19 protein-coding genes are annotated in these 20,456 nt (G+C 70.0%); 8 read left to right on the plus strand and 11 right to left on the minus strand.

All coding sequences use genetic code 11. From position 1 onward, the window contains the following. Positions 1-111 precede the first annotated feature (111 nt). Entirely contained in the window at positions 112-543 is a 432-nt protein-coding gene (locus IE330_RS04680) for a GlcG/HbpS family heme-binding protein (protein WP_190134560.1), read from the minus strand. A gap of 30 nt (positions 544-573) precedes the next feature. Next, positions 574-1,785, minus strand: a complete 1,212-nt coding sequence (locus tag IE330_RS04685) for an MFS transporter (protein ID WP_190134561.1) — start codon at positions 1,783-1,785, stop codon at positions 574-576. Between the two features lie 148 nt (positions 1,786-1,933). Between IE330_RS04685 and IE330_RS04690 the strand changes: the two genes are divergently transcribed. Together IE330_RS04690 and IE330_RS04695 are read left to right on the plus strand one after the other, a co-directional pair. Further along, positions 1,934-2,392, plus strand: coding sequence for a MarR family winged helix-turn-helix transcriptional regulator (locus IE330_RS04690; protein WP_190134562.1), 459 nt, complete (start codon positions 1,934-1,936; stop codon positions 2,390-2,392). A gap of 323 nt (positions 2,393-2,715) precedes the next feature. Further along, entirely contained in the window at positions 2,716-3,168 is a 453-nt protein-coding gene (locus tag IE330_RS04695; RefSeq protein ID WP_190134563.1) for a GNAT family N-acetyltransferase, read from the plus strand. Positions 3,169-3,268: 100 nt separating this feature from the next. Here the strand turns inward: IE330_RS04695 and IE330_RS04700 are convergent, their stop codons facing one another. After that, complete coding sequence (locus tag IE330_RS04700) at positions 3,269-4,642, minus strand: serine hydrolase domain-containing protein (RefSeq protein WP_190134564.1); 1,374 nt, start codon at positions 4,640-4,642, stop codon at positions 3,269-3,271. A 217-nt stretch (positions 4,643-4,859) separates the two neighbouring features. Here IE330_RS04700 and IE330_RS04705 point away from each other — a divergent pair, with 217 nt between their 5' ends. Beyond that, entirely contained in the window at positions 4,860-5,591 is a 732-nt protein-coding gene (locus IE330_RS04705) for a dienelactone hydrolase family protein (RefSeq protein ID WP_190134565.1), read from the plus strand. Positions 5,592-5,767: 176 nt separating this feature from the next. Here the strand turns inward: IE330_RS04705 and IE330_RS04710 are convergent, their stop codons facing one another. After that, a complete protein-coding gene (locus tag IE330_RS04710) occupies positions 5,768-6,742 on the minus strand; it encodes a helix-turn-helix transcriptional regulator (protein WP_190134566.1) in 975 nt (324 codons plus the stop codon). A gap of 134 nt (positions 6,743-6,876) precedes the next feature. Between IE330_RS04710 and IE330_RS04715 the strand changes: the two genes are divergently transcribed. Then, a complete protein-coding gene (locus tag IE330_RS04715; protein ID WP_190134598.1) occupies positions 6,877-7,272 on the plus strand; it encodes a RidA family protein in 396 nt (131 codons plus the stop codon). 97 nt (positions 7,273-7,369) lie between these two features. Here the strand turns inward: IE330_RS04715 and dnaB are convergent, their stop codons facing one another. Then, positions 7,370-8,833, minus strand: a complete 1,464-nt coding sequence (gene dnaB / locus IE330_RS04720) for a replicative DNA helicase (protein WP_190134567.1) — start codon at positions 8,831-8,833, stop codon at positions 7,370-7,372. Positions 8,834-9,292: 459 nt separating this feature from the next. Between dnaB and IE330_RS04725 the strand changes: the two genes are divergently transcribed. After that, positions 9,293-10,630, plus strand: a complete 1,338-nt coding sequence (locus IE330_RS04725) for an MATE family efflux transporter (protein ID WP_190134568.1) — start codon at positions 9,293-9,295, stop codon at positions 10,628-10,630. A gap of 236 nt (positions 10,631-10,866) precedes the next feature. On the opposite strand, the gene rplI is transcribed toward IE330_RS04725, so the two are convergent. The 4 genes from rplI to rpsF all read right to left on the minus strand — a co-directional run bounded on the left by rplI (position 10,867) and on the right by rpsF (position 12,621). Then, positions 10,867-11,313: a 50S ribosomal protein L9 gene (gene rplI / locus IE330_RS04730; RefSeq protein WP_190134569.1), complete on the minus strand. Its 447-nt coding sequence runs from the start codon at positions 11,311-11,313 to the stop codon at positions 10,867-10,869. Between the two features lie 18 nt (positions 11,314-11,331). Next, entirely contained in the window at positions 11,332-11,568 is a 237-nt protein-coding gene (rpsR, locus tag IE330_RS04735) for a 30S ribosomal protein S18 (protein WP_003949403.1), read from the minus strand. 72 nt (positions 11,569-11,640) lie between these two features. After that, a complete protein-coding gene (locus IE330_RS04740) occupies positions 11,641-12,231 on the minus strand; it encodes a single-stranded DNA-binding protein (RefSeq protein ID WP_190134570.1) in 591 nt (196 codons plus the stop codon). Positions 12,232-12,330: 99 nt separating this feature from the next. Beyond that, positions 12,331-12,621, minus strand: a complete 291-nt coding sequence (gene rpsF, locus IE330_RS04745) for a 30S ribosomal protein S6 (RefSeq protein ID WP_006604399.1) — start codon at positions 12,619-12,621, stop codon at positions 12,331-12,333. A 299-nt stretch (positions 12,622-12,920) separates the two neighbouring features. Here rpsF and IE330_RS04750 point away from each other — a divergent pair, with 299 nt between their 5' ends. From IE330_RS04750 to IE330_RS04760, 3 genes are all read left to right on the plus strand, one after another. Continuing rightward, positions 12,921-13,232: a hypothetical protein gene (locus tag IE330_RS04750; protein WP_190134571.1), complete on the plus strand. Its 312-nt coding sequence runs from the start codon at positions 12,921-12,923 to the stop codon at positions 13,230-13,232. 208 nt (positions 13,233-13,440) lie between these two features. Beyond that, a complete protein-coding gene (locus tag IE330_RS04755; protein WP_190134572.1) occupies positions 13,441-14,562 on the plus strand; it encodes a lipid II:glycine glycyltransferase FemX in 1,122 nt (373 codons plus the stop codon). A 74-nt stretch (positions 14,563-14,636) separates the two neighbouring features. Beyond that, a complete protein-coding gene (locus IE330_RS04760) occupies positions 14,637-15,668 on the plus strand; it encodes an alanine racemase (RefSeq protein WP_190134573.1) in 1,032 nt (343 codons plus the stop codon). A 135-nt stretch (positions 15,669-15,803) separates the two neighbouring features. Here the strand turns inward: IE330_RS04760 and IE330_RS04765 are convergent, their stop codons facing one another. Beyond that, entirely contained in the window at positions 15,804-17,330 is a 1,527-nt protein-coding gene (locus tag IE330_RS04765) for a glycosyltransferase family 87 protein (RefSeq protein WP_190134574.1), read from the minus strand. 238 nt (positions 17,331-17,568) lie between these two features. After that, positions 17,569-20,304: a transglycosylase domain-containing protein gene (locus IE330_RS04770; protein WP_190134575.1), complete on the minus strand. Its 2,736-nt coding sequence runs from the start codon at positions 20,302-20,304 to the stop codon at positions 17,569-17,571. Positions 20,305-20,456: the final 152 nt, after the last annotated feature.

Consider the following 20,456-nt stretch of genomic DNA (forward strand, 5'->3'; position numbering starts at 1 on the left):
GTACGTCCGGCGGTGAGGGCGGGCTGTTCGCTGGGCCCGGTCCGGCGGCCCCTGCGCGGGGTGGGCGAAGGGGTCAGGTGAGCCCCGGACCGGGTGGCGGTGGAGCGAGGGTCAGGCGAGGGCCTGCACCGCCGCGGTCGCGAAGCCGTGATCCTGCTCCGGGGCGCCGCCGCCGACGCCGATAGCGCCGATGAGCCGGCCGTCACGGTGGACGGGTACGCCGCCCGCGATGAACAGCAGCGGCCGGTCGAGGGCCGTCGGCAGCGTGTGGAAGAGGCCGCCGGGCTGGACGGCGTCCACCAGGTCGGCGGTCGGGGTGTTGAGCTGGAGCGCGGTGTACGCCTTGCGGGTGCTGGTCTCGCCGGAGATCAGCACGGCCCGGTCGTCACGCCGGAAGGCCAGGAGGTGGCCGCCGGCGTCGAGGACGGTGACGCTGACGGTGACCCCGGCGGCCTCGGCGGCACGGCGGGCTGTGGTCACGAGGGCCTCGGCGTCGGTGATGGTCAGCGGCGCGACGGCGGTGGGGGCGGGGGTGGTGCTCATGAGGGGTGTGTCTCCTTGGGGAACGGTGTTTCAGTGGTGGACGGCCTGCGCGCGCTCGGCCACGGGGGTGGCACCCGCGATGACCGGGGAGGGCGCGGCGGACCGGCGTTCGAGGGCGGCCGACAGGACGGCCAGGACGAGGGCGGACCCGGCGAGCAGGGCACCGACCCAGTTCGGGGCGGTGTAGCCGAGGCCCGCGGAGATGACCACGCCGCCGAGCCAGGCCGACAGGGCGTTGCCGAGGTTGAAGGCGCCGATGTTGACGGCGGAGGCGAGCGTCGGCGCCCCTGAGGCCTGGTCGAGGACCCGCTTCTGCAGCGGCGGCACGGTCGCGAAACCCAGGGCGCCGATGAGGGCGATGGTGACCACCGAGGCGATCTGGTTGTGCGCGGTGAGGGTGAAGACGGCGAGCACCAGGGCCAGGCCGCCGAGCGAGACGTACAGCATGGGCATCAGCGCGCGGTCGGCGAACCGGCCGCCGATCAGGTTGCCGCCGACCATGCCGAGGCCGAACAGGACGAGCAGCCACGTCACGGAGGAGTCGGAGTAGCCGGCGACCTCGGTCATCATGGGCGTGATGTAGGTGATGGCCGCGAAGACGCCGCCGAAGCCGAGGACGGTCATCGCCATGGCGAGCAGGACCTGCACGTTGCGGAAGGCGCCGACCTCGTCGCGCAGCCGTACGCCCTCGGGCTTGGGCAGGTCCGGTACGAGCTTGGCGACACCGGCGAGGCCGAGCACGCCCAGGGCGGCGACGATGACGAAGGTGACCCGCCAGCCGACAGCCTGGCCGACGAACGTGCCGAGGGGTACACCGACCACGTTGGCCACGGTGAGGCCCGAGAACATGGTGGCGATGGCGCCGGCCTTCTTCTCGGGCGCGACCAGCTCGGCCGCGACGACGGAACCGATGCCGAAGAAGGCCCCGTGGGCGAGCGAGGCGACGATGCGGCCGGCGAGCATGACGCCGAACGCCGGCGCCACGGCCGAGAGCAGATTGCCCGCGATGAACAGGCCCATCAGCAGCATGAGCATCCGCTTGCGCGAGATGCGGGTGCCGAGCGCGGTCATCAGCGGGGCGCCGAGGACGACGCCGAGGGCGTAGCCGGTCACGAGGAACCCCGCGGTGGGGATGGAGACGTCGAAGTCACCCGCGACCTCGGGAAGCAACCCCATGATCACGAATTCCGTGGTTCCGATTCCGAAGGCCCCGATCGCGAGGGCCAGAAGCGCGAGAGGCATGGAGGTATACCTTCCAAACGGTTGCGGGAGCGCTTAACGTGCGTCCACAATAGTTGCATGCGCGGGATATTTGCAAGCGCTGGATATTGCGGTGGTGGACTATCCTGGACGCAGCAGCTCCGGGACGCAGGAAGACGGAGGAACAGGTATGACGGCGACCGACCCCGCACTCACCGCGCTCGCCCAGGGCTGGTGCGCGCTCTCCCTGCTCCACGGGAAGATCGAGTCCCATGTGGAGCGGGCCCTCCAGGCCAAGCACGGCCTGAGCGTGCGGGAGTACAGCCTTCTCGACGTCCTCAGCCGCCAGCACGACGGCGAAGGCGGGCACCTGCAGATGAAGCAGGTCGCCGACGCCGTCGTCCTCAGCCAGAGCGCCACCACGCGCCTGGTGACCCGCCTCGAGGAGCGGGGTCTGCTCTCGCGGTACCTGTGCCCGACCGACCGGCGCGGCATCTACACAAACGTCAGCGAGAGCGGTGCCGAGCTCCTCGCCCAGGCCCGGCCCACCAATGACGCCGCCCTGCGCGAGGCCCTGGACGAAGCCGCGAAGAACCCTGAGCTCGCCCCGCTGGTCCGGGCGGTGGAAGCGGTGCACGCACCGGCGTAGGCCGCAGGCCACCGGGGCAGGACTCGCGCTCTGTCCCGGTGGCTCTCAGGGGTCTGTCCCCGGTGGCCCGGTCCGCAGGGGCTCGCTGTCGGCGATGCGGCGCGCAGCCGGTCGGGGCCGCAGCCCGCCGCCGCTCGCAGCCGCGCTCCGCAGCCGGTCGGGGCCGCGGCTCCGCAGGCGCTCCGGCCGCATCAGTCGCGGTCCCGGAGCGCGGGACCCGGGTATGGTCCCGGGGCGCGGGCCCCGAGTGCGGTCCAAGAGCGCGGTCCCGGGGTGCCTTCAGCCGACGCCGCCCGGAGAGGGGGCTCCCGTAGGCTGCGGCCATGGGAGATCTTGAAATACGCCCGGCCGTCGCCGAGGACATCCCCGCGATCGTGGCCATGCTCGCGGACGATCCGCTGGGCGCACAGCGCGAGTCACCGGACGACCTCAGCCCGTACGGCCCCGCGTTCGAGCGGTTGGCCCAGGATCCGAACCAGCACCTGACCGTCGCCGTCCGCGAGGGCCGCGTGATCGGCACGCTGCAGCTCACGGTCATCCCGGGCCTGTCCCGGAAGGGCGCCACGCGCTCGATCATCGAAGCCGTACGGGTGCACGCCGACGAACGCGGCAGCGGTCTCGGCACCCAGCTCATCGAGTGGGCCGTGGCGGAGTCGCGGCGGCTCGGCTGCCACTTGGTGCAGCTCACGTCGGATGCCAGCCGCACCGACGCGCACCGCTTCTACGAGCGCCTGGGCTTCACGGCATCGCACGTGGGCTTCAAGCGGCAGCTCTGACGCGGGCCGACACGGGCGAGCGCGTGCAGGCACTGAGCTGAGGTCAGGTCGTCCTGCTCACGGTTTCACGTGAAACAGGACGGCCTGGCCCGTGCTCTGCTCAGGCGAGGCCTCGCCAGCCCTCGGGGTCCACCCCGCCCGGCACGGGGGCGTTCTTGTCATACGGCTCGCGCGTGAAGACGAATGACCCGACGTCCAGGTGGCTCACTGTGCCGTCCGCCCTCCGGACGGCACGCAGCCGCTCCCCGGCGTAGTAGCCGTCGAGCCCTGTCCACGTCCCGTCCCCGTTCGGCCCGAAGCGTGAGCCACGGCCACCGCCCGTGAGGGGGCCCAGCCGGACCTCGCCACCCGCCGCCAGACGCAGCCCCTGCACGCTCGTCCCCCAGTACCAAGGGCCGACCAGCTCCAGGAGCGACGGGTCCACGTCGGGCAGAGGCCGCCACGGCTCCGGGATACGCGGCTCCGCTTCCGCCACGATCCGCACGAGCTCGGCCGCCACGGTCGCCACCGCCGGTCCGGAGGTGCAGTTGGCCAGGACGATCGTCGCGATGTCCTCCTCCTCACAGGTCCACAGACTGGCGAGGAAGCCGGGGAGCGAGCCGGTGTGGCCCACGAGCGCACCACCGCCGTACCGCACGATGCCGAGGCCGAGCCCGTAGGTCTGCTCCGCGTCCCCGAACTCCGCGACGGCCGCAGGCATCTTCATCTCACGGACCGATTCCGCACAGAGCACACGGTCGTCGCCTCGCATCAGGAACACGGCGAAGCGCGCCAGGTCCGCCGTCGTCGACCACAGTTGCCCGGCCGGAGCCATGAGCCCCAGGTCCTCCAGGGGTTCGGGCAGCAACACGTCGGCCCACGGGTGCACCGCCCAGCCACCCGCGTGCGGAGCCATCGGCTGGCCGCTCGTACGGTGCAGGCCGAGCGGTTCCAGGACCTCCCGGCGCAGGACGTCCTCCCACGGGGCACCGCGCAGCGCCTCGATGAGCGAACCGAGCAGCGTGTAACCCGGGTTCGAGTAGTGGAAGCGGCGCCCGGCCGGATGCCTGAAGGGCTTCTCGCCGAGTACGTCGCGCAGTTCCGGCCGCAGTGACGCAGAACTGCGCTCCCACCACTCTCCAGGCGTCTCGGCCGCGAGCCCGCCCCGGTGGGCGAGGAGCTCGGCGATGGTGACCTCGCCGACGCCGGTGTCCGGCAGATGCTTCTCCAGCGGGTCGGACAGATCGAGGAGTCCCTCGTCGCGCAGGCGCATCACGAGCACGGCCGTGAACGTCTTGGTGATCGATCCGATGCGGTACTGCACGTTCTGATCCGGTGCATGGCCGTCGACGGACGTACGCGCACCTGTCCACACCAGCTCGCCCCCACGCACGACAGCAGCGACCAGGGACGGGGCGCGTCCTTCGGTCTGCGCGGTCGCGATCCGGTGCAGCAGGGCCCGGCGCGTCGAGGGAAGCAGCTCTTGTTTCGTCATGGAGCAAGTTCATACGGGCAAAGGCGCAGCGTCGAGTCAATTCCTTTGACACACGGGCACCTCTGGTGCACGTCGCGCGTCAAGGGGTCGGTTCGGTTCCGAACAGGGCTGCGCCATGTTTCACGTGAAACACTCCTTGCCCGGTCGGCGAGTCCGCGTTCTGCCCACGGTTAAGATCCGCCCGTTCCCGGCTTGGTGATCACTACAGTCCCGTCCCATGACGACGATGACGACGCGTACGGTCGAGTATCCGGCCGACGGCTTGACGATGATCGGGCACCTTGCGCTCCCTGCCGGTGTCGACCGGCGGCCCGCGGTGCTGCTCGGACCAGAGGGCATCGGGCTCAGCGACGTCGAGCGCCGCCGGGCCGATGCTCTCGCCGAACTCGGATATATAGCGCTGGCCTTCGACCTCCACGGCGGGCGCTATTTGGGCGACCCCGAGGAGATGCTGGCCCGGTGCCTTCCGCTGCTCGCGGACCCCGACCGGATGCGGGGCATCGGCCACGCGGCACTCGATGTGCTGCGCGCCGAACCACGGACCGACCCCGATCGCATCGCCGCCATCGGTTACGGCACCGGGGGCGCCATCGCGCTGGAACTCGGACGCGACGGCGTCGATCTGCGCGCGATCGGAACGGTCAACGCACTCACCACGGGCCGCCCGGGCGAGGCAGCACGCATCCGCTGCCCCGTGTGGGCCGGGGTCGGCTCGGAGGACCCCATCATGGCCGCCGAGCAGAGGGACGCCTTCGCCGCGGAGATGCAGGCCGCGGGCGTCGACTGGCGCATGGTGGTCTACGGCGGCGCCCTGCACGCCTTCCACCATCCGCCGGTCGACCACACCGTGCGCCCCGGCGTCGGCCACCACCCGCGGCATGCCGAGCGGGCCTGGCGCGACGTCGTCGACCTGCTCACCGAGTGCCTGCCCGTGGCGGAGGCGGTCTGAGCGGCGGCTGCCGCCCGCGGTTCTGAGCGGCGCCGCCGAAAGGCCGACATCGCCGGGCGCAGGCCTGAGAGCGAGCGCTCGTCACGTCCGGCCGCGAGGCGAGCTTCGTAGCGCCAGGCCCCGGATTGAGCCTTCGTAACGCCCAGCCTCAGCGCGATCCCAGGTAGAGCACGGCCTCAGCGCGAGCCCTCGTAACGGGTGACGAGCGCGGCGGCACGGTCCCGCAGGGCGGTGCGCAACGACTGCGGGGACAGCGCTTCCGCGTCCATGCCGAGCTGCCACAGCGCCCATTCGGCATGTCGTGCGTCCTGGAAGGTCACCTCCAGCCGCAGCCAGCCGTCCGCGTCGGGCTCCTCCGCGCGCACGGCAAGCGCGGTGTCCAGCAGCTCCTCCCGCCGCTCCGGGGCCACCCGGAGCAGCACGGTGGCGTGGTCGCCGCCGGAGAGGAACCGTGCCGAGCGTTCCCGCCAGATCCCGTCCAGGTCGACCCGGGGCGGTCGCTGGGTCTTCTCGGCGAGCTCCTCGGCGGCCAGCACCCGCGACAGGCGGTAGGTGCGGTCCTCGCCGGATCTGATCGCCAGCAAGTAGCCCCGGTCGCGCACGGTGACCAGGCCGACCGGGTCCACCGTGCGCCACCGCGCTGCCTGGCCGGTGGCCGCGTAGTGGATGCGCAGCTTGTGCCCGGTGAGCACCGCGCGCCGGACCGCGATCATGGTGGCGTCGGGGACTTCCTCAGTCATCAGCCGGCGTGCCAGCAGGTCGGTCTCCGGGTCGACGAGGAAGCGCTGCGCCGCGTCGCTCGCGGTGGCCCGGTGGGTCTCGGGCAGCGCGTCGAGCACCTTGCGCATCGCCGACGTGAACGCCGAGCCGAGGCCGAAGACCTGCTCCCCGCGGGCCGCTCCGGCGGTCAGCAGGGCGAGGGCCTCGTCGTGGTTCAGACCGGTGAGCTCGGTGCGGAACCCGGGCGCCAACGCGAACCCGCCGTAGCGGCCACGCTCGGCGTAGACCGGGACACCGGCCGCCGACAGCGCCTCGATGTCACGGAGCACGGTGCGGGTGGACACCTCCAGCTCGCGGGCCAGCGTGTCCGCAGTCAGCCGACCGCGCTGACGCAGCAGCAGCACCAGCGAGACCAAGCGGTCGGCACGCATGCGAAAACTCTATCGATATACGTGACGGGAGATGTCACGTTTCGCTGCGAGGCTCGTCGCCACGACGTCGAAGCCACGGTTGCGGAGCCGGTGGCCGGCGTACTCCCTCTGCAGCGAACGGAGCTGGCATGGCGATGGAACGAACAGCGGTCAACCCGGTGGCATGGTCCCTGGGGATGGGCTTCAACCAGGGCGAGGTCGTCTCCGGGCACACCCGGACCTTGTACATCTCGGGCCAGACGGCGCTGAACGGCGACGGCAAGCCCCAACACGACGGTGACATGGCGGCGCAACTGGCGCTGAGCCTCGACAACCTGGTGGCCGTGCTGGAGGAGGCCGACATGACGCTCGCCGACCTGGTCCGGCTCAACGTCTACACGACCGATGTCGACCTGCTCCTCCAGCACTACGGCGTCCTGGCCGCACGGTTGGGCGCCGCCGGGGTGGCGCCCACCACCACGATGCTCGGGGTGGCACGGCTGGCGATCCCCGGTCAGATGGTCGAGCTGGAGGGCACCGCCGTCGCGTGACGCGACCACGCCGCCACCACCGCACCGGGCCCCGGCACCGGCCGGCACCGCCCCCACGACACCCCGGCCAGGCGGACGTACGGCGAAGGCGAGCAGATCACGTCTGCGCCATGTCCACGAACCGGGAGTAGTGGCCCTGGAAGGCGACCGTGATCGTGGCCGTCGGACCGTTACGGTGCTTGGCCACGATCAGGTCCGCCTCGCCCGCGCGCGGCGACTCCTTCTCGTACGCGTCCTCGCGGTGCAGCAGGATCACCATGTCCGCGTCCTGCTCGATGGAGCCCGACTCACGCAGGTCGGACACCATCGGCTTCTTGTCCGTGCGCTGCTCGGGACCTCGGTTGAGCTGGGAGAGCGCGATGACCGGGATCTCCAGCTCCTTCGCCAGCAGCTTCAGGTTTCGCGACATGTCCGAGACCTCCTGCTGACGGCTCTCGGCGCGCTTCGAACCGCCGGACTGCATGAGCTGGAGGTAGTCGATGACCACGAGCCGCAGGTCGTTGCGCTGCTTCAGGCGGCGGCACTTCGCCCGGATCTCCATCATCGACAGGTTCGGGGAGTCGTCGATGTACAGCGGGGCGGCCGAGACCTCGGGCATGCGACGAGCCAGTCGCGTCCAGTCCTCGTCCGTCATCGTGCCGGAGCGCATGTGGTGCAGGGCCACGCGCGCCTCGGCCGAGAGGAGGCGCATCGCGATCTCATTGCGGCCCATCTCGAGCGAGAAGATGACGCTCGGCAGATTGTTCTTGATCGACGCGGCCCGCGCGAAGTCGAGGGCCAGGGTGGACTTACCCATGGCGGGCCGGGCCGCGATGACGATCATCTGGCCGGGGTGCAGGCCGTTGGTGAGCGAGTCGAAGTCGGTGAAGCCGGTGGGCACACCGGTCATCTCGCCGCTGCGCGAGCCGATCGCCTCGATCTCGTCGAGGGCGCCCTCCATGATGTCGCCGAGGGGCAGGTAGTCCTCGCTGGTGCGCTGCTCGGTGACGGCGTAGATCTCGGCCTGGGCGCTGTTGACGATCTCGTCGACGTCGCCGTCCGCCGCGTATCCCATCTGCGTGATGCGCGTGCCCGCCTCGACCAGGCGGCGCAGGACCGCGCGCTCGTGCACGATCTCCGCGTAGTACTCCGCGTTGGCCGCGGTCGGCACCGTCTGGACCAGCGAGTGCAGATACGAGGGGCCACCGACCTTGGTGATCTCGCCGCGCTTGGTGAGCTCGGCGGCGACCGTGATCGGGTCGGCGGGCTCGCCCTTGGCGTACAGGTCAAGGATCGCGGTGTAGATCGTCTCGTGGGCGGGCCGGTAGAAGTCGTGGCCCTTGAGCACCTCGACGACGTCGGCGATGGCGTCCTTCGACAGCAGCATGCCGCCGAGCACGGACTGCTCCGCGTCCAGGTCCTGCGGTGGCACGCGCTCGAAGGAGGGGCCGCCGCCGTCCCAGCCGCGCTCGTGCTGCTCCTCGCGGCCGCGGTCGCCGTCACGGCGCGGGCGGGACACGGGCAGCCGATCCCCCGGTCCGCTGTCGGCCCACGGGTCGTCCAAGGGCTCGGAGATGCTCACCGGGCCGCCTCCTCCCGTCCGCCGCGCGGACCTCGCCGTGCCCTCTTTCCTAAGGCACGACACTGACAAATAAGGGGGCCCGGCTCCGGTTCTGACGCGTCGGATTTGCGGGGTTTCCGCGGTGGCAGGACGAGGCGGGCGCCGCACAACGGTAGGCCCGCGGGCACCGTCAGCCAATCTGGTTATCCACAGGCGGTGTGGATGAACGGCCCGATGCTGTGGAGAACCCCGGGAAACCTGTGCACGGGCCGGTGGACAGCCCTGTGAACAAGCCCTCAAGGCACTTTTCGTGACCGCCCTGACCTGCGGTTTTCCCGTCCACCGGCTGTGCAGAAGAAAAACTTCCCCAGTCGGCCCAAGAACCTGTCGAACGACGCCCGATCCACCGGCCGACCCCAGACCAAGTAAGGGTCCTAAGTCAATTGCATCTCTTACCTGTGGAAGATTAGATTGGTGCTCATGACACAGGCTCCCGCGGCACCCGAGGCCGTCCGGCGACGACACGACCGAGAGATCGTCGCACTCGCCGTCCCCGCCTTCGGCGCCCTCGTGGCCGAACCCCTCTTCGTCATGGCCGACAGCGCCATCGTCGGCCACCTCGGCACCGCGCAGCTCGCCGGTCTCGGCATCGCCTCGGCCCTTCTGACAACCGCCGTCAGCGTCTTCGTCTTCCTCGCGTACGCCACCACGGCCGCCGTGGCCCGGCGCGTCGGCGCCGGCGACCTGCCCGCCGCCATCCGGCAGGGCATGGACGGGATCTGGCTCGCCCTGCTGCTCGGCGTCGCCGTCATCGCCGTCGCCCTGCCCACCGCCCCGGCGCTCGTGGACCTCTTCGGCGCCTCGGCCGCGGCCGCACCGCAGGCGGTCACCTACCTGCGGATCTCCGTCCTCGGCATCCCCGCGATGCTCGCCGTCCTCGCCGCCACCGGTGTGCTGCGCGGCCTCCAGGACACCAAGACTCCGCTGTACGTCGCCGTGGGCGGCTTCATCGCCAACGGTCTGCTCAACGTGCTCCTCGTCTACGGATGCGACCTCGGCATCGCCGGCTCCGCCTGGGGCACCGTCCTCGCCCAGTGCGCCATGGCCGTCGTCTATCTCGCCGTCGTCGTCCGCGGTGCCCGGCGCCACGGTGCTTCCCTGCGCCCGGACGCCGCAGGGATCAGAGCCTGCGCGCAGGCAGGCGTTCCGCTCCTGGCCCGCACGCTCTCCCTCAAGGCGATCACCATCATCGCCACCGCCGTGGCCGCCCGACTCGGCGATGCCGACATAGCGGCCCACCAGATCGTCCTGTCCCTGTGGAGCCTGCTGTCCTTCGCCCTCGACGCCATCGCGATCGCCGGGCAGGCCATCATCGGTCGCTATCTGGGAGCCGGTGATCCACAGGGCGCCCGCGACGCCTGCCGCCGCATGGTCCAGTGGGGATTCGTCTCGGGCATCGTCCTCGGACTGCTGGTCGTCGTGGCACGGCCGGTGTTCGTCCCGCTCTTCACCAGCGACGCCGCCGTCCAGGACGCGGCGCTGCCCGCCCTGATCGTGATAGCCCTCGCCCAGCCGATCTGCGGCATCGTCTACGTACTGGACGGCGTCCTCATGGGCGCGGGGGACGGGCCGTACCTGGCCTGGGCGATGCTCATCACCCTCGCGGTCTTCGCTCCCGCCGCCCTGCTCGTCCCCACTCTCGGCGGAGCGCTGACCGCCCTGTGGGTCGCGATGACGCTCATGATGACCGTGCGCCTGATCACCCTGTGGCTGCGCTCCCGCTCGGGCCGCTGGATCGTCACGGGAGCCACGCGCTGAGGCAGGTACCTCTGCCAGGAGCTGCGCCGCCCTGAGCTTGCTGGGCGGACCATCCCGCACCCTCGCGATGTTTCACGTGAAACAGGGGCCCGCCACACGGCAAGCGCGGCCCTGCACAGCAAGGGAGCCGCTGCACCACAAAAGCAGCCTCCCTCTACCGCGCAGGCCCCACCACACGGCAAAGGGGCCGCACCCAGTGGGTGCGGCCCCTTCACTCAGTCCTGCGAGCGCAACGCTCAGGCAGCGACGACCTCGACGTTGACCTTCGCGGCAACCTCGGGGTGCAGACGCACGGACGTCGTGTGGGCGCCCAGCGTCTTGATCGGCGCGCCCAGCTCGACACGGCGCTTGTCGACCTTCGGGCCACCGGCGGCCTGGATCGCCGAAGCGATGTCAGCCGGGGTGACGGAACCGAAGAGACGACCGGCGTCGCCGGAGCGGACGGCCAGGCGGACCTTGACGCCCTCGAGCTGGGCCTTGATCTCGTTGGCCTGCTCGATGGTCGCGATCTCGTGAATCTTGCGAGCACGACGGATCTGCTCGACGTCCTTCTCGCCACCCTTGGTCCAGCGGATCGCGAAGTTCCGCGGGATCAGGTAGTTGCGAGCGTAACCGTCCTTGACGTCGACGACGTCGCCGGCGCCACCGAGGCCGGAGACCTCGTGGGTGAGGATGATCTTCATATGTCGGTCACCCTTCCCTTATCGCGCGGTGGACGTGTAGGGCAGCAGCGCCATCTCACGGCTGTTCTTCACAGCCGTGGCGACGTCACGCTGGTGCTGGGTGCAGTTGCCGGTCACGCGGCGGGCACGGATCTTGCCGCGGTCGGAAATGAACTTCCGCAGCATGTTCGTGTCCTTGTAGTCCACGTACGTGACCTTGTCCTTGCAGAAAGCGCAGACCTTCTTCTTCGGCTTGCGCACAGGCGGCTTCGCCATGGTGATTCTCCTGTGTGATCAAGAAGTGTGGGTACGACCCGCCTTCTCGCTCCCGAGGCCGTGGCCCGGGGCCTAGAAGGGGGGTTCGTCCGAGTAGCCGCCACCGGAGCCGCCGGAGCTTCCGCCCCAGCCGCCACCGCCGCCGCCCTGCTGGCCGCCGCCGGCCGGCGCGCCGGTCGCCCACGGGTCGTCGGCGGGAGCACCGCCGCCACCCTGCTGGCCACCGCCGGGGCCACCACCCCAGCCGCCGCCCTGCTGGCCGCCGCCACCGCCGCCGTATCCGCCCTGGCCACCGCGGCCCGAGGTCTTGGTGACCTTGGCCGTGGCGTTCTTCAGGCTGGCACCGACCTCGTCGACGTCCAGCTCGTAGACCGTGCGCTTGATGCCCTCACGGTCCTCGTAGGACCGCTGCTTCAGCCGGCCCTGCACGATGACGCGCATGCCTCGCTGGAGCGACTCGGCGACGTTCTCCGCCGCCTGACGCCAGACCGAGCAGGTCAGGAACAGGCTCTCGCCGTCCTTCCACTCGTTGGTCTGCCGGTCGAAGGTGCGGGGGGTGGACGCGACGCGGAACTTCGCGACCGCCGCACCGGACGGGGTGAAGCGCAGCTCGGGGTCGTCGACAAGATTGCCGACGACCGTGATGACGGTCTCGCCTGCCATTGGGGGAACCTCTCGGCGGGTTTGCTGCTGGCTGCTGGTGCTGCTACTCGGATCCCGAGTGCCGTCGAGCCCGGGGGCTCAACGGATCTGAGCCGGGGCTCAGTGGGTCTCGGGACGGAGGACCTTGGTCCGGAGGACCGACTCGTTCAGGTTCATCTGGCGGTCGAGCTCCTTGACGACCGCAGGCTCGGCCTGCAGGTCGATGACCGAGTAGATGCCCTCGGGCTTCTTCTTGATCTCGTACGAGAGACGACGACGGCCCCAGGTGTCGACCTTCTCGACCTTTCCGTTGCCCTCACGGACGACGGAGAGGAAGTTCTCGATCAGCGGGGAGACAGCGCGCTCCTCGAGATCGGGGTCGAGGATGACCATCACCTCGTAGTGACGCATGTGGAACCCACCTCCTTTGGACTCAGCGGCCACGGTCGTTCCGTGGCAGGAGGGTCGTGATGCGTACGCAACGGTATCGGCCGCCACTGACAATCGCGTCCCCCGAGCGGACGTCCGAGGGGGGAGGCGTGTCCTGTGGCCGTACCAGTCGGGGACTGGTCTGGGCAGACACCGGTGCAGACGGTACAGAGTACCCGCACGGAGGCTTCCGGTTGAAATCCGGCGGCGGAGGGGGAGAATCTGTACACATCGGGTGTGTAGGGCGCTACGATGCGCTGCTCTCCGCAGGAGGTGCCTCCATGGCACAGACAATGCGACGTGACGCCGCCGGTTCCCTCTTCGCCACCGACGGCAAGCCTCATCCGCTCCAGGACACACTGCTCGGCGTGACGCTGGTGCTCGGCGCCATCGCCTTCGTGACCGCGATGTTCCACCACCTCCACCTGCTGAGTTCCTGGACCGGCCTGGTGGGGATCTGCACCGGCGCGTACGGACAGTTCATCTCGGTGACGACGCGGGAGCGCTTCTTCCTGATCGTCGGCCTTGGCGCCAGCGCGGTCGGCTTCCTCCTGGGCATGGCACACGGCGGCCTCTTCGGCGGCCTCTGGTGACCGGCGGCGGCCGCGGCTGACCGCGGCCGGGCCGCACGGCACGATCCGGACCGGCGACCGACCGGTCCGCACCACCCCTGGTCGGACACCGGCCAGGGGCGAAGGTGCGACAGGCCCAGACGACGCGCTCGCGGGGCGCAGTAGGCTTCGGCGCTAGAGCCGGAGCCCCTGTACCCATGGGGACACACCAGCCCGAGGAGCGCCGCGAATGAGCCTGACCCTGAGGACCATCAGCCGAGAGCAACATCTGGCGTACATCCAGAGCCTGCCGTCGGCGAGCCATTGCCAGGTCCCCGCATGGGCAGACGTGAAGAGTGAGTGGCGTTCGGAGAACCTCGGCTGGTTCGACGACCGGACCGGTCACCTGGTGGGCGTGGGCCTGGTGCTCTACCGCCAACTGCCCAAGGTCAAGCGCTATCTCGCGTACCTCCCCGAGGGCCCGGTCATCAACTGGTACGCCCCGAACCTGGACGACTGGCTCCAGCCGATGCTCGCGCATCTGAAGAAGCAGGGCGCCTTCTCCGTGAAGATGGGCCCGCCGGTCGTCATCCGCCGCTGGAACGCCCCCGCGATCAAGGCGGGCATCCAGAACCCGGACGTGAAGCGGCTGCGCGACATCGAGCCCACGACCATCGAGCCGCGCGCCTTCGAGGTCTCCGACAAGCTGCGCCGCATGGGCTGGCAGCAGGGCGAGGACGGCGGCGCCGGCTTCGGTGACGTCCAGCCCCGCTACGTCTTCCAGGTCCCGCTGGCCAACCGCTCGCTGGACGAGGTCCTCAAGAACTTCAACCAGCTCTGGCGCCGCAACATCAAGAAGGCGGAGAAGGCCGGCGTCGAGGTCGTCCAGGGCGGCTACAACGACCTGCCCGAGTGGCAGCGGCTGTACGAGATCACGGCGATCCGCGACAAGTTCCGGCCGCGGCCGCTGAGCTACTTCCAGCAGCAGTGGCGGGCCCTCAACTCCGAGGACCCCAACCGCATGCGGCTGTACTTCGCGCGCCACAACGGCGTGAACCTTTCGGCGGCGACGATGCTCGTCGTGGGCGGGCACGTCTGGTACTCCTACGGGGCGTCCGACAACATCGGCCGCGAGGTCCGGCCCTCGAACGCGATGCAGTGGCGGATGCTGCGCGACGCCTACGCGCTCGGCGCCACCGTCTACGACCTGCGCGGCATCTCCGACTCGCTGGACGAGACCGACCACCTCTTCGGCCTGATCCAGTTCAAGGTCGGCACCGGTGGCGAGGCCGTCGAGTACGTCGGTGAGTGGGACTTCCCGCTGAACAAGCTGCTGCACAAGGCGCTCGACATCTACATGTCGCGTCGCTGAGCACGCAGTTCCTGTCTCCATTCCTTCCATACCTCTGTTACACCGCTGCCACGAGAAAGGTTCCGGGACCAGCCATGGCGCTCACGCTCTATGTCGACACCGCGCGCTGGCGGGCACACCAGAAGCACGTGCTTGACCAGTTCCCAGGCATCGTCCCGGTCTGCAAGGGCAACGGCTACGGCTTCGGCCACGAGCGCCTCGCGGAGGAGGTCACGCGGTTCGGCGCGGACATCCTCGCCGTGGGCACGACGTACGAAGCGGCACGGATCAAGGACTGGTTCAGCGGCGACCTGCTGGTCCTCACGCCGTTCCGGCGGGGCGAGGAGCCCGTACCGCTGCCCGACCGCGTCATCCGCTCCGTGTCGTCCCTGGACGGCGTGCACGGGCTCGTGGGCGCCCGTGTCGTCATCGAGGTCATGTCCTCCATGAAGCGGCACGGCGTCAGCGAGCAGGACCTGCCGCACCTGCACGCCGCGATCGAGGACGTGCGCCTGGAGGGCTTCGCGATCCACCTGCCCCTCGACCGTCCCGACGGCTCGGACGCCGTCGAGGAGGTCGCCGCGTGGATGGACCGCCTGCGCGCGGCGCGCCTGCCGCTGCACACCATGTTCGTCAGCCACCTCAAGGCGGACGAACTGGCCCGGCTGCAGCAGCAGTTCCCGCAGACCCGTTTCCGCGCGCGCATCGGCACGCACCTGTGGCTGGGCGACCACCACGCGACCGAGTACCGCGGCGCCATCCTGGACGTCACGCGCGTCGCCAAGGGGGACCGTTTCGGCTACCGCCAGCAGAAGACGGCGTCCGACGGCTGGCTGGTCGTCGTGGCGGGCGGCACCTCGCACGGCGTCGGCCTGGAGGCGCCCAAGGCGCTGCACGGGATGATGCCGCGCGCGAAGGGCGTCGCCCGTGCGGGCCTCGCGACGGTCAACCGCAACCTGTCGCCGTTCGTCTGGGGCGGCAAGCAGCGCTGGTTCGCCGAGCCGCCGCACATGCAGGTGTCGATCCTCTTCGTGCCGTCGGACGCGCCGGAGCCGCACGTGGGCGAGGAACTGGTGGCGCACCTGCGGCACACCACCACGCAGTTCGACCGCATCGTCGACTACTGAGCACACGCGGCACTTGTGCCGAAGGGCCGGACGCGAGACCCCTCGCATCCGGCCCTTCGCCGTTCCCCGCCGCCTTCGGCGCCCAGGCCCTGCGGCGTTCCGCCCCTGCGGCATACCGACCCGAGGCGTGTTCGCTCAGGGCGAACGGTCTCCCGAGGACCCCCACTTCACATACGCCCCTTCGTGGTCAGGCGTTCCGGACCGCGAGGAGTCCGCAGCAGGGCCGAGGACGAACACGTCCGGTGCCCCGTCGAGGACTCCGCCCCCGGGGTCGTCCTCCCCGGTCCGCCGCACCACGTCGCGCTCCGGCATGAGGATGTCCCGTACGACGACCGCGCACAGGTACAGCGTCCCCAGCAGATGGACGGCGATGGCCACCTGGTAGCCCTCGGTCGGGAGGCCCCTGTGGGCGTCGCCGCTCGTCGTGTACGCGAGGTACATCCAGATGCCCAGGAAGTACGCGACCTCGCACGCCTGCCAGACGAGGAAGTCCCGCCAGCGCGGCCGGGCCAGTGCGGCCAGCGGCACGAGCCACAGCACGTACTGCGGCGAGTAGACCTTGTTGGTGAGGATGAAGGCGGCGACGACCAGGAACGCGAGCTGGGCGAAGCGCGGGCGCCGGGGCGCGGTGAGGCCGAGCACGGCGACGCCGAGGCAGGCGAGCAGCATGAGGGCCATCGCCAGCTTGTTCACGGTGTCCGTGGTCGGCGGGTCGTCCATGCGCTGGGAGAGGATGAGCCAGAACGAGCCGAAGTCGACGCCCCGCTCCCGGCTGAAGCTGTAGAACTTCGCCCAGCCGTCCGGCGCGAGCAGCATCACCGGCAGGTTCACCACCAGCCAGGCGGCGGCCGTACCGGCGCACGCGGCCACGGCCTCCCGCCACTTGCCCGCCCGCCAGCACAGGACGAGCAGTGGTCCGAGGAGCAGGACGGGATAGAGCTTCGCGGCCGTCGCCAGCCCCAGGAGGAGGCCGAAGGCCACCACTCGTCCGCGCGACCACATCAGCATCGCGGCGGCCGTGAGGGCGACGGCGAACAGGTCCCAGTTGATGGTGGCCGTCAGGGCGAAGGCGGGGGCCAGGGCGACCAGCAGGGCGTCCCAGGGGCGGCGCCGGTGGATGCGGGACACGCAGACGGTGATGACGGCCGTGCAGACCATCAGCATCCCCGCGTTGACCATCCAGTAGACCTTCTCCTGGTGCTGGAGGCTGCCGCTGCCCGGCGTCAGCCAGGCGGCCACCTCCATGAAGAGCCCCGTCAGCACCGGGTACTCCAGGTACCGCATGTCGCCGGGCAGCTTGTCGAAGTACGGCACGAGTCCGTCGGCGAAGCCACGGCCCTGGTAGAGGTGGGGGATGTCGGAGTAGCACGCGTGGGTGTACTGCGAGCTCGCGCCGACGAACCAGGCGCCGTTGTAGCAGGGCGCCTTCTGCACCATGCCGAGGGCGAACATGCCGAGGGCGACCAGGGCGATGACGCGCACGGGCGTCCACCAGGTCGTCAGGAGGAGCGCTCTGCGGCCGACGGGCCCGCCGATCAGCTCGCTGCCGGCGGCGGCGACCTCGTCCTGCCGCGAGGGCAGCGCGGGCTGCGGCTCGCGCTCGCTCGCGGAGGGGTGAGCGCGTGTGGGGGGCGTCTTCTCTGCGCTGGGCATGGCGCACATCCTGCCGTACGGACCCTGCCGGGCCCCGGAACCAGACGGCGTCGGGTTCCGCGGGCGGCCACGCTGGGGCGGCAGCCCTGGAGCCCTCTGAGCGGCCGAAACCCCTGACCAACCCGAGACAGGGCCAGCAACCCCGCGGACACGGCTCCAGGGCCGTCTGGAGGCTCGGACACGGGCAAGGCCGCCGCACCCGTCAGGTGCGGCGGCCTTGTTTCACGTGAAACACACGCGGCGAGCGTCAGTCGTCGTCCCCGCCGGTCGGCCCGGCGAAGATGCCCCCTCCGTTGTCGCTGTGACCGTTGCCGCCATTGCTGCCGTTGCCGTTTCCGTTTCCGTTGCCACCGTTGGCATCACCTGTGGGTGGTGGTGTCTCACCGCCCGGGTCTCCGATGACGCCACCGTTGTCGTTCCCGCCGTCCGTGGCCCCGCCGTCGTCGTCCCCACAGGCGGGGTCCGACTCCTTGCAGGTCTCGGTCGGGTCGGGGGAATCCGACGGGGTCGGCGTCTTGGACGGTGACTTGGTGGGGGTGGGCGTCGGGGTCGTGCTCGGCTCCGGCTCCTCCTCCGTCTGCGTCGGCTTGGGAACGACCGGCTGGCCGACGACCCTGCCGATGGGCTCGGGCGTCGGGAACGTCAGCACGGGCTCACCCTTGAGCGCCTGGGACATGTAGTCGTGCCAGATCTCCGCGGGGAACGAGGCACCGTGGATCTTCTGCTGCCCGCCCGTGCCGAACATCTCCAGGAACTGGCGCTTCTTGTTGGACTCGTCGTCGTCCATCCGGTACATGCTGATCGCCGTGGACAACTGCGGGGTGTAGCCGACGAACCAGGCGGACTTGTTGCCATCGGTCGTACCGGTCTTGCCCGCCACCTGGCGGCCCGGCAGCCGTGCCGACTTGCCCGTGCCGTCCTCGACCACGGTCCGCAGCACGTCCGTGACGTTGTCCGCGACCTCGGGGGAGAAGGCGACCTTCGTCTTGGTCGGGTGGCGGTAGATCGAGTCGCCTTCCTTCTCCACCTCCTTGACCGAGAACGGGTCGTTCTGCTTGCCGCTGGCCGCGAAGGTGGCGTAGGCGCCGGCCATGCGGATGGCGCTCGGCGAGGAGGTCCCGAGGGAGAACGACGGGTACGTGGCGCCCGCCATGGAGTCGTCGTCCTTGAGGCCCGCGTCTATGGCGGCGGCCTTCACCTTGTCGAGCCCGACGTCCATGCCGAGCTGGACATAGGCCGAGTTGACCGACTCCCGCATCGCCTCCCGCAGGTCGATCCGGTAGGAGGGCGGGTTGTAGGACTGCTGGCCGTCGTTGGCCTGCAGCCACTCCTTGCCGTCCTTGTCGGTCCAGACCGTGCCGTCGTAGTTCTTGATCTTGAGCTTGTTCTTGCCGCTGTACAGGCTCTTCGGGTTGATGATGATGCGCTGGGCGTCGCTCTGCTCCGCCGGGCCGGTCTTGTCGCGGATGCCGTTCTTGAAGGCCGCCGCCAGCACGAAGGGCTTGTACGTGGAGCCGACCTGGGCACCGGTCGTGTCGGCGTTGTTGGTGAAGTGCTTGGTGGCGTCCTCACCGCCGTAGATGGCCTCGATCGCGCCGGTCTTCGGGTTCACCGAGGCACCGCCGAACTGGACGTGCGTGTCCTTCTCGGGGCGCAGCTTCGGCTTGATGTTCTCCTTGCGGACCTTCTGCACGGCCTTCTCGAGCTTCGTGACCTTCTTCTTGTCGAAGGTCGTGTGGATCTCGTAGCCGCCCTGCTCCAGTTGCTGGCTGGTGATGTTGGTGTTGTTGATGATGTACGCCTTGGCGAGCGAGACCAGGTAACCGATCTGGCCGCTCAGCTTGACGTTCGAACGAGGGTTCTCAAGCTTCGGGAACTCGGTGTACTTCTCCCGTTCGGACGCCTCCATCCGGCCGTCCTTGACCTCCTCGTCGAGGATCCACGCCCAGCGCTTCTTGGCCCGCTCGCTGTTCGCCTTCTGGTTCGCCGCGGGGTCGATCTCCGGGTAGCCCGCCGGGTCGTAGTACGTGGCACCCTTGAGCACCGTCGCGAGCAGCGCGCACTGGCTGGGGTCCAGGTCCTGCGCGTCCTTGCCGAAGTAGGCGCGCGCGGCGGCCTGGATGCCGTAGGCGTTGCGGCCGTAGTAGGCGGTGTTGAGGTACCCCGCCATGATCTCTTCCTTGGGGACGGTCCGGCCGACCTTTATGGAGATGAAGAGCTCTTTGAACTTCCGGCTGAACGTCTGCGACTGGTCGTCGAGCCGGGCGTTCTTCACGTACTGCTGCGTGATGGTCGAGCCGCCCTGGGTCTGACCGCCCTTGGCCATGTTGACCATGGCGCGGGCGATGCCCATCGGGTCGACGCCCTTGTCCTTCTCGAACGTCTTGTTCTCCGCCGAGATGACGGCGTTGCGCATCGCCTCGGGGATGTCCTCGTACTTGATGATCTGACGGTTGGTCTCACCGCCGGTCGCGACCATCTGCGAGCCGTCGGCCCAGTAGTAGACGTTGTTCTGGGCCTTGGCCGCGTCGGCGACGTTCGGCACCTCCACGAGGGCGTAGGCGATGCCCGCGACCGCCAGCAGGCTGCCGAAGAAGCCGACGATCAGGCTGGCGACCAGCCGCCACGACGGGATCCAGCGCCGTGCTCCGCTCCGGCCCGCGCGCGGGTAGTCGATGAAGCGCTTCTTGACCGGGTAGGCGCGCGCCCGGCCGCGACCCGCACCACCGTCCGCCGGTGGCCGACGCCTGCCACCGCCCACGGCCCCGTTGCGGGCAGCGCGCCTGGCCTCGGCGCGCCCCCCGTAGGGCCGCTCACCCCCCTCGGACGCCCCAGCCCCGTACGACGCGGGCCCGTGCGGCGAGGACGGTGATCCTGTGGCGTCACGTGGTGCTGCGCGGCGGCCGGACGGCGTGCCGGACGCACCTCGCCTGGCCGCTGCACGTCCGCCACCCTGCGGCGGTTTGCGACGGTGCTCGCTCATCGAACGATTACTCCTCGGGCAGGCGCGGTGGTCCGCACCTGGAAACGGCAGCTGGTTTCCGGTCCCCCCGATGCGCGGAAGAGTTCATTCCGGAACTCGCCCGCACAGCACCGGGGACGGTGACGCCACCCCGCGTCACATGGTTCCCGGCG

The organism is Streptomyces longispororuber, assembly GCF_014656095.1.
Classification (GTDB): Bacteria; Actinomycetota; Actinomycetes; order Streptomycetales; family Streptomycetaceae; genus Streptomyces; species Streptomyces longispororuber.

Excerpts from the sequence above, each read along its gene's own strand:
- IE330_RS04690 (WP_190134562.1), top strand. The coding sequence starts at position 1,934 with ATGACGGCGACCGACCCCGCACTCACCGCGCTCGCCCAGGGCTGGTGC.
- IE330_RS04750 (WP_190134571.1), top strand. The coding sequence starts at position 12,921 with ATGGCACAGACAATGCGACGTGACGCCGCCGGTTCCCTCTTCGCCACC.
- IE330_RS04740 (WP_190134570.1), bottom strand. The coding sequence starts at position 12,231 with ATGGCAGGCGAGACCGTCATCACGGTCGTCGGCAATCTTGTCGACGAC.
- IE330_RS04760 (WP_190134573.1), top strand. The coding sequence starts at position 14,637 with ATGGCGCTCACGCTCTATGTCGACACCGCGCGCTGGCGGGCACACCAG.
- IE330_RS04695 (WP_190134563.1), top strand. The coding sequence starts at position 2,716 with ATGGGAGATCTTGAAATACGCCCGGCCGTCGCCGAGGACATCCCCGCG.
- IE330_RS04680 (WP_190134560.1), bottom strand. The coding sequence starts at position 543 with ATGAGCACCACCCCCGCCCCCACCGCCGTCGCGCCGCTGACCATCACC.
- IE330_RS04755 (WP_190134572.1), top strand. The coding sequence starts at position 13,441 with ATGAGCCTGACCCTGAGGACCATCAGCCGAGAGCAACATCTGGCGTAC.
- IE330_RS04715 (WP_190134598.1), top strand. The coding sequence starts at position 6,877 with ATGGAACGAACAGCGGTCAACCCGGTGGCATGGTCCCTGGGGATGGGC.
- rpsF (WP_006604399.1), bottom strand. The coding sequence starts at position 12,621 with ATGCGTCACTACGAGGTGATGGTCATCCTCGACCCCGATCTCGAGGAG.
- rplI (WP_190134569.1), bottom strand. The coding sequence starts at position 11,313 with ATGAAGATCATCCTCACCCACGAGGTCTCCGGCCTCGGTGGCGCCGGC.
- IE330_RS04770 (WP_190134575.1), bottom strand. The coding sequence starts at position 20,304 with ATGAGCGAGCACCGTCGCAAACCGCCGCAGGGTGGCGGACGTGCAGCG.
- IE330_RS04685 (WP_190134561.1), bottom strand. The coding sequence starts at position 1,785 with ATGCCTCTCGCGCTTCTGGCCCTCGCGATCGGGGCCTTCGGAATCGGA.
- IE330_RS04705 (WP_190134565.1), top strand. The coding sequence starts at position 4,860 with ATGACGACGATGACGACGCGTACGGTCGAGTATCCGGCCGACGGCTTG.
- IE330_RS04700 (WP_190134564.1), bottom strand. The coding sequence starts at position 4,642 with ATGACGAAACAAGAGCTGCTTCCCTCGACGCGCCGGGCCCTGCTGCAC.
- IE330_RS04710 (WP_190134566.1), bottom strand. The coding sequence starts at position 6,742 with ATGCGTGCCGACCGCTTGGTCTCGCTGGTGCTGCTGCTGCGTCAGCGC.
- rpsR (WP_003949403.1), bottom strand. The coding sequence starts at position 11,568 with ATGGCGAAGCCGCCTGTGCGCAAGCCGAAGAAGAAGGTCTGCGCTTTC.
- IE330_RS04725 (WP_190134568.1), top strand. The coding sequence starts at position 9,293 with ATGACACAGGCTCCCGCGGCACCCGAGGCCGTCCGGCGACGACACGAC.
- IE330_RS04765 (WP_190134574.1), bottom strand. The coding sequence starts at position 17,330 with ATGTGCGCCATGCCCAGCGCAGAGAAGACGCCCCCCACACGCGCTCAC.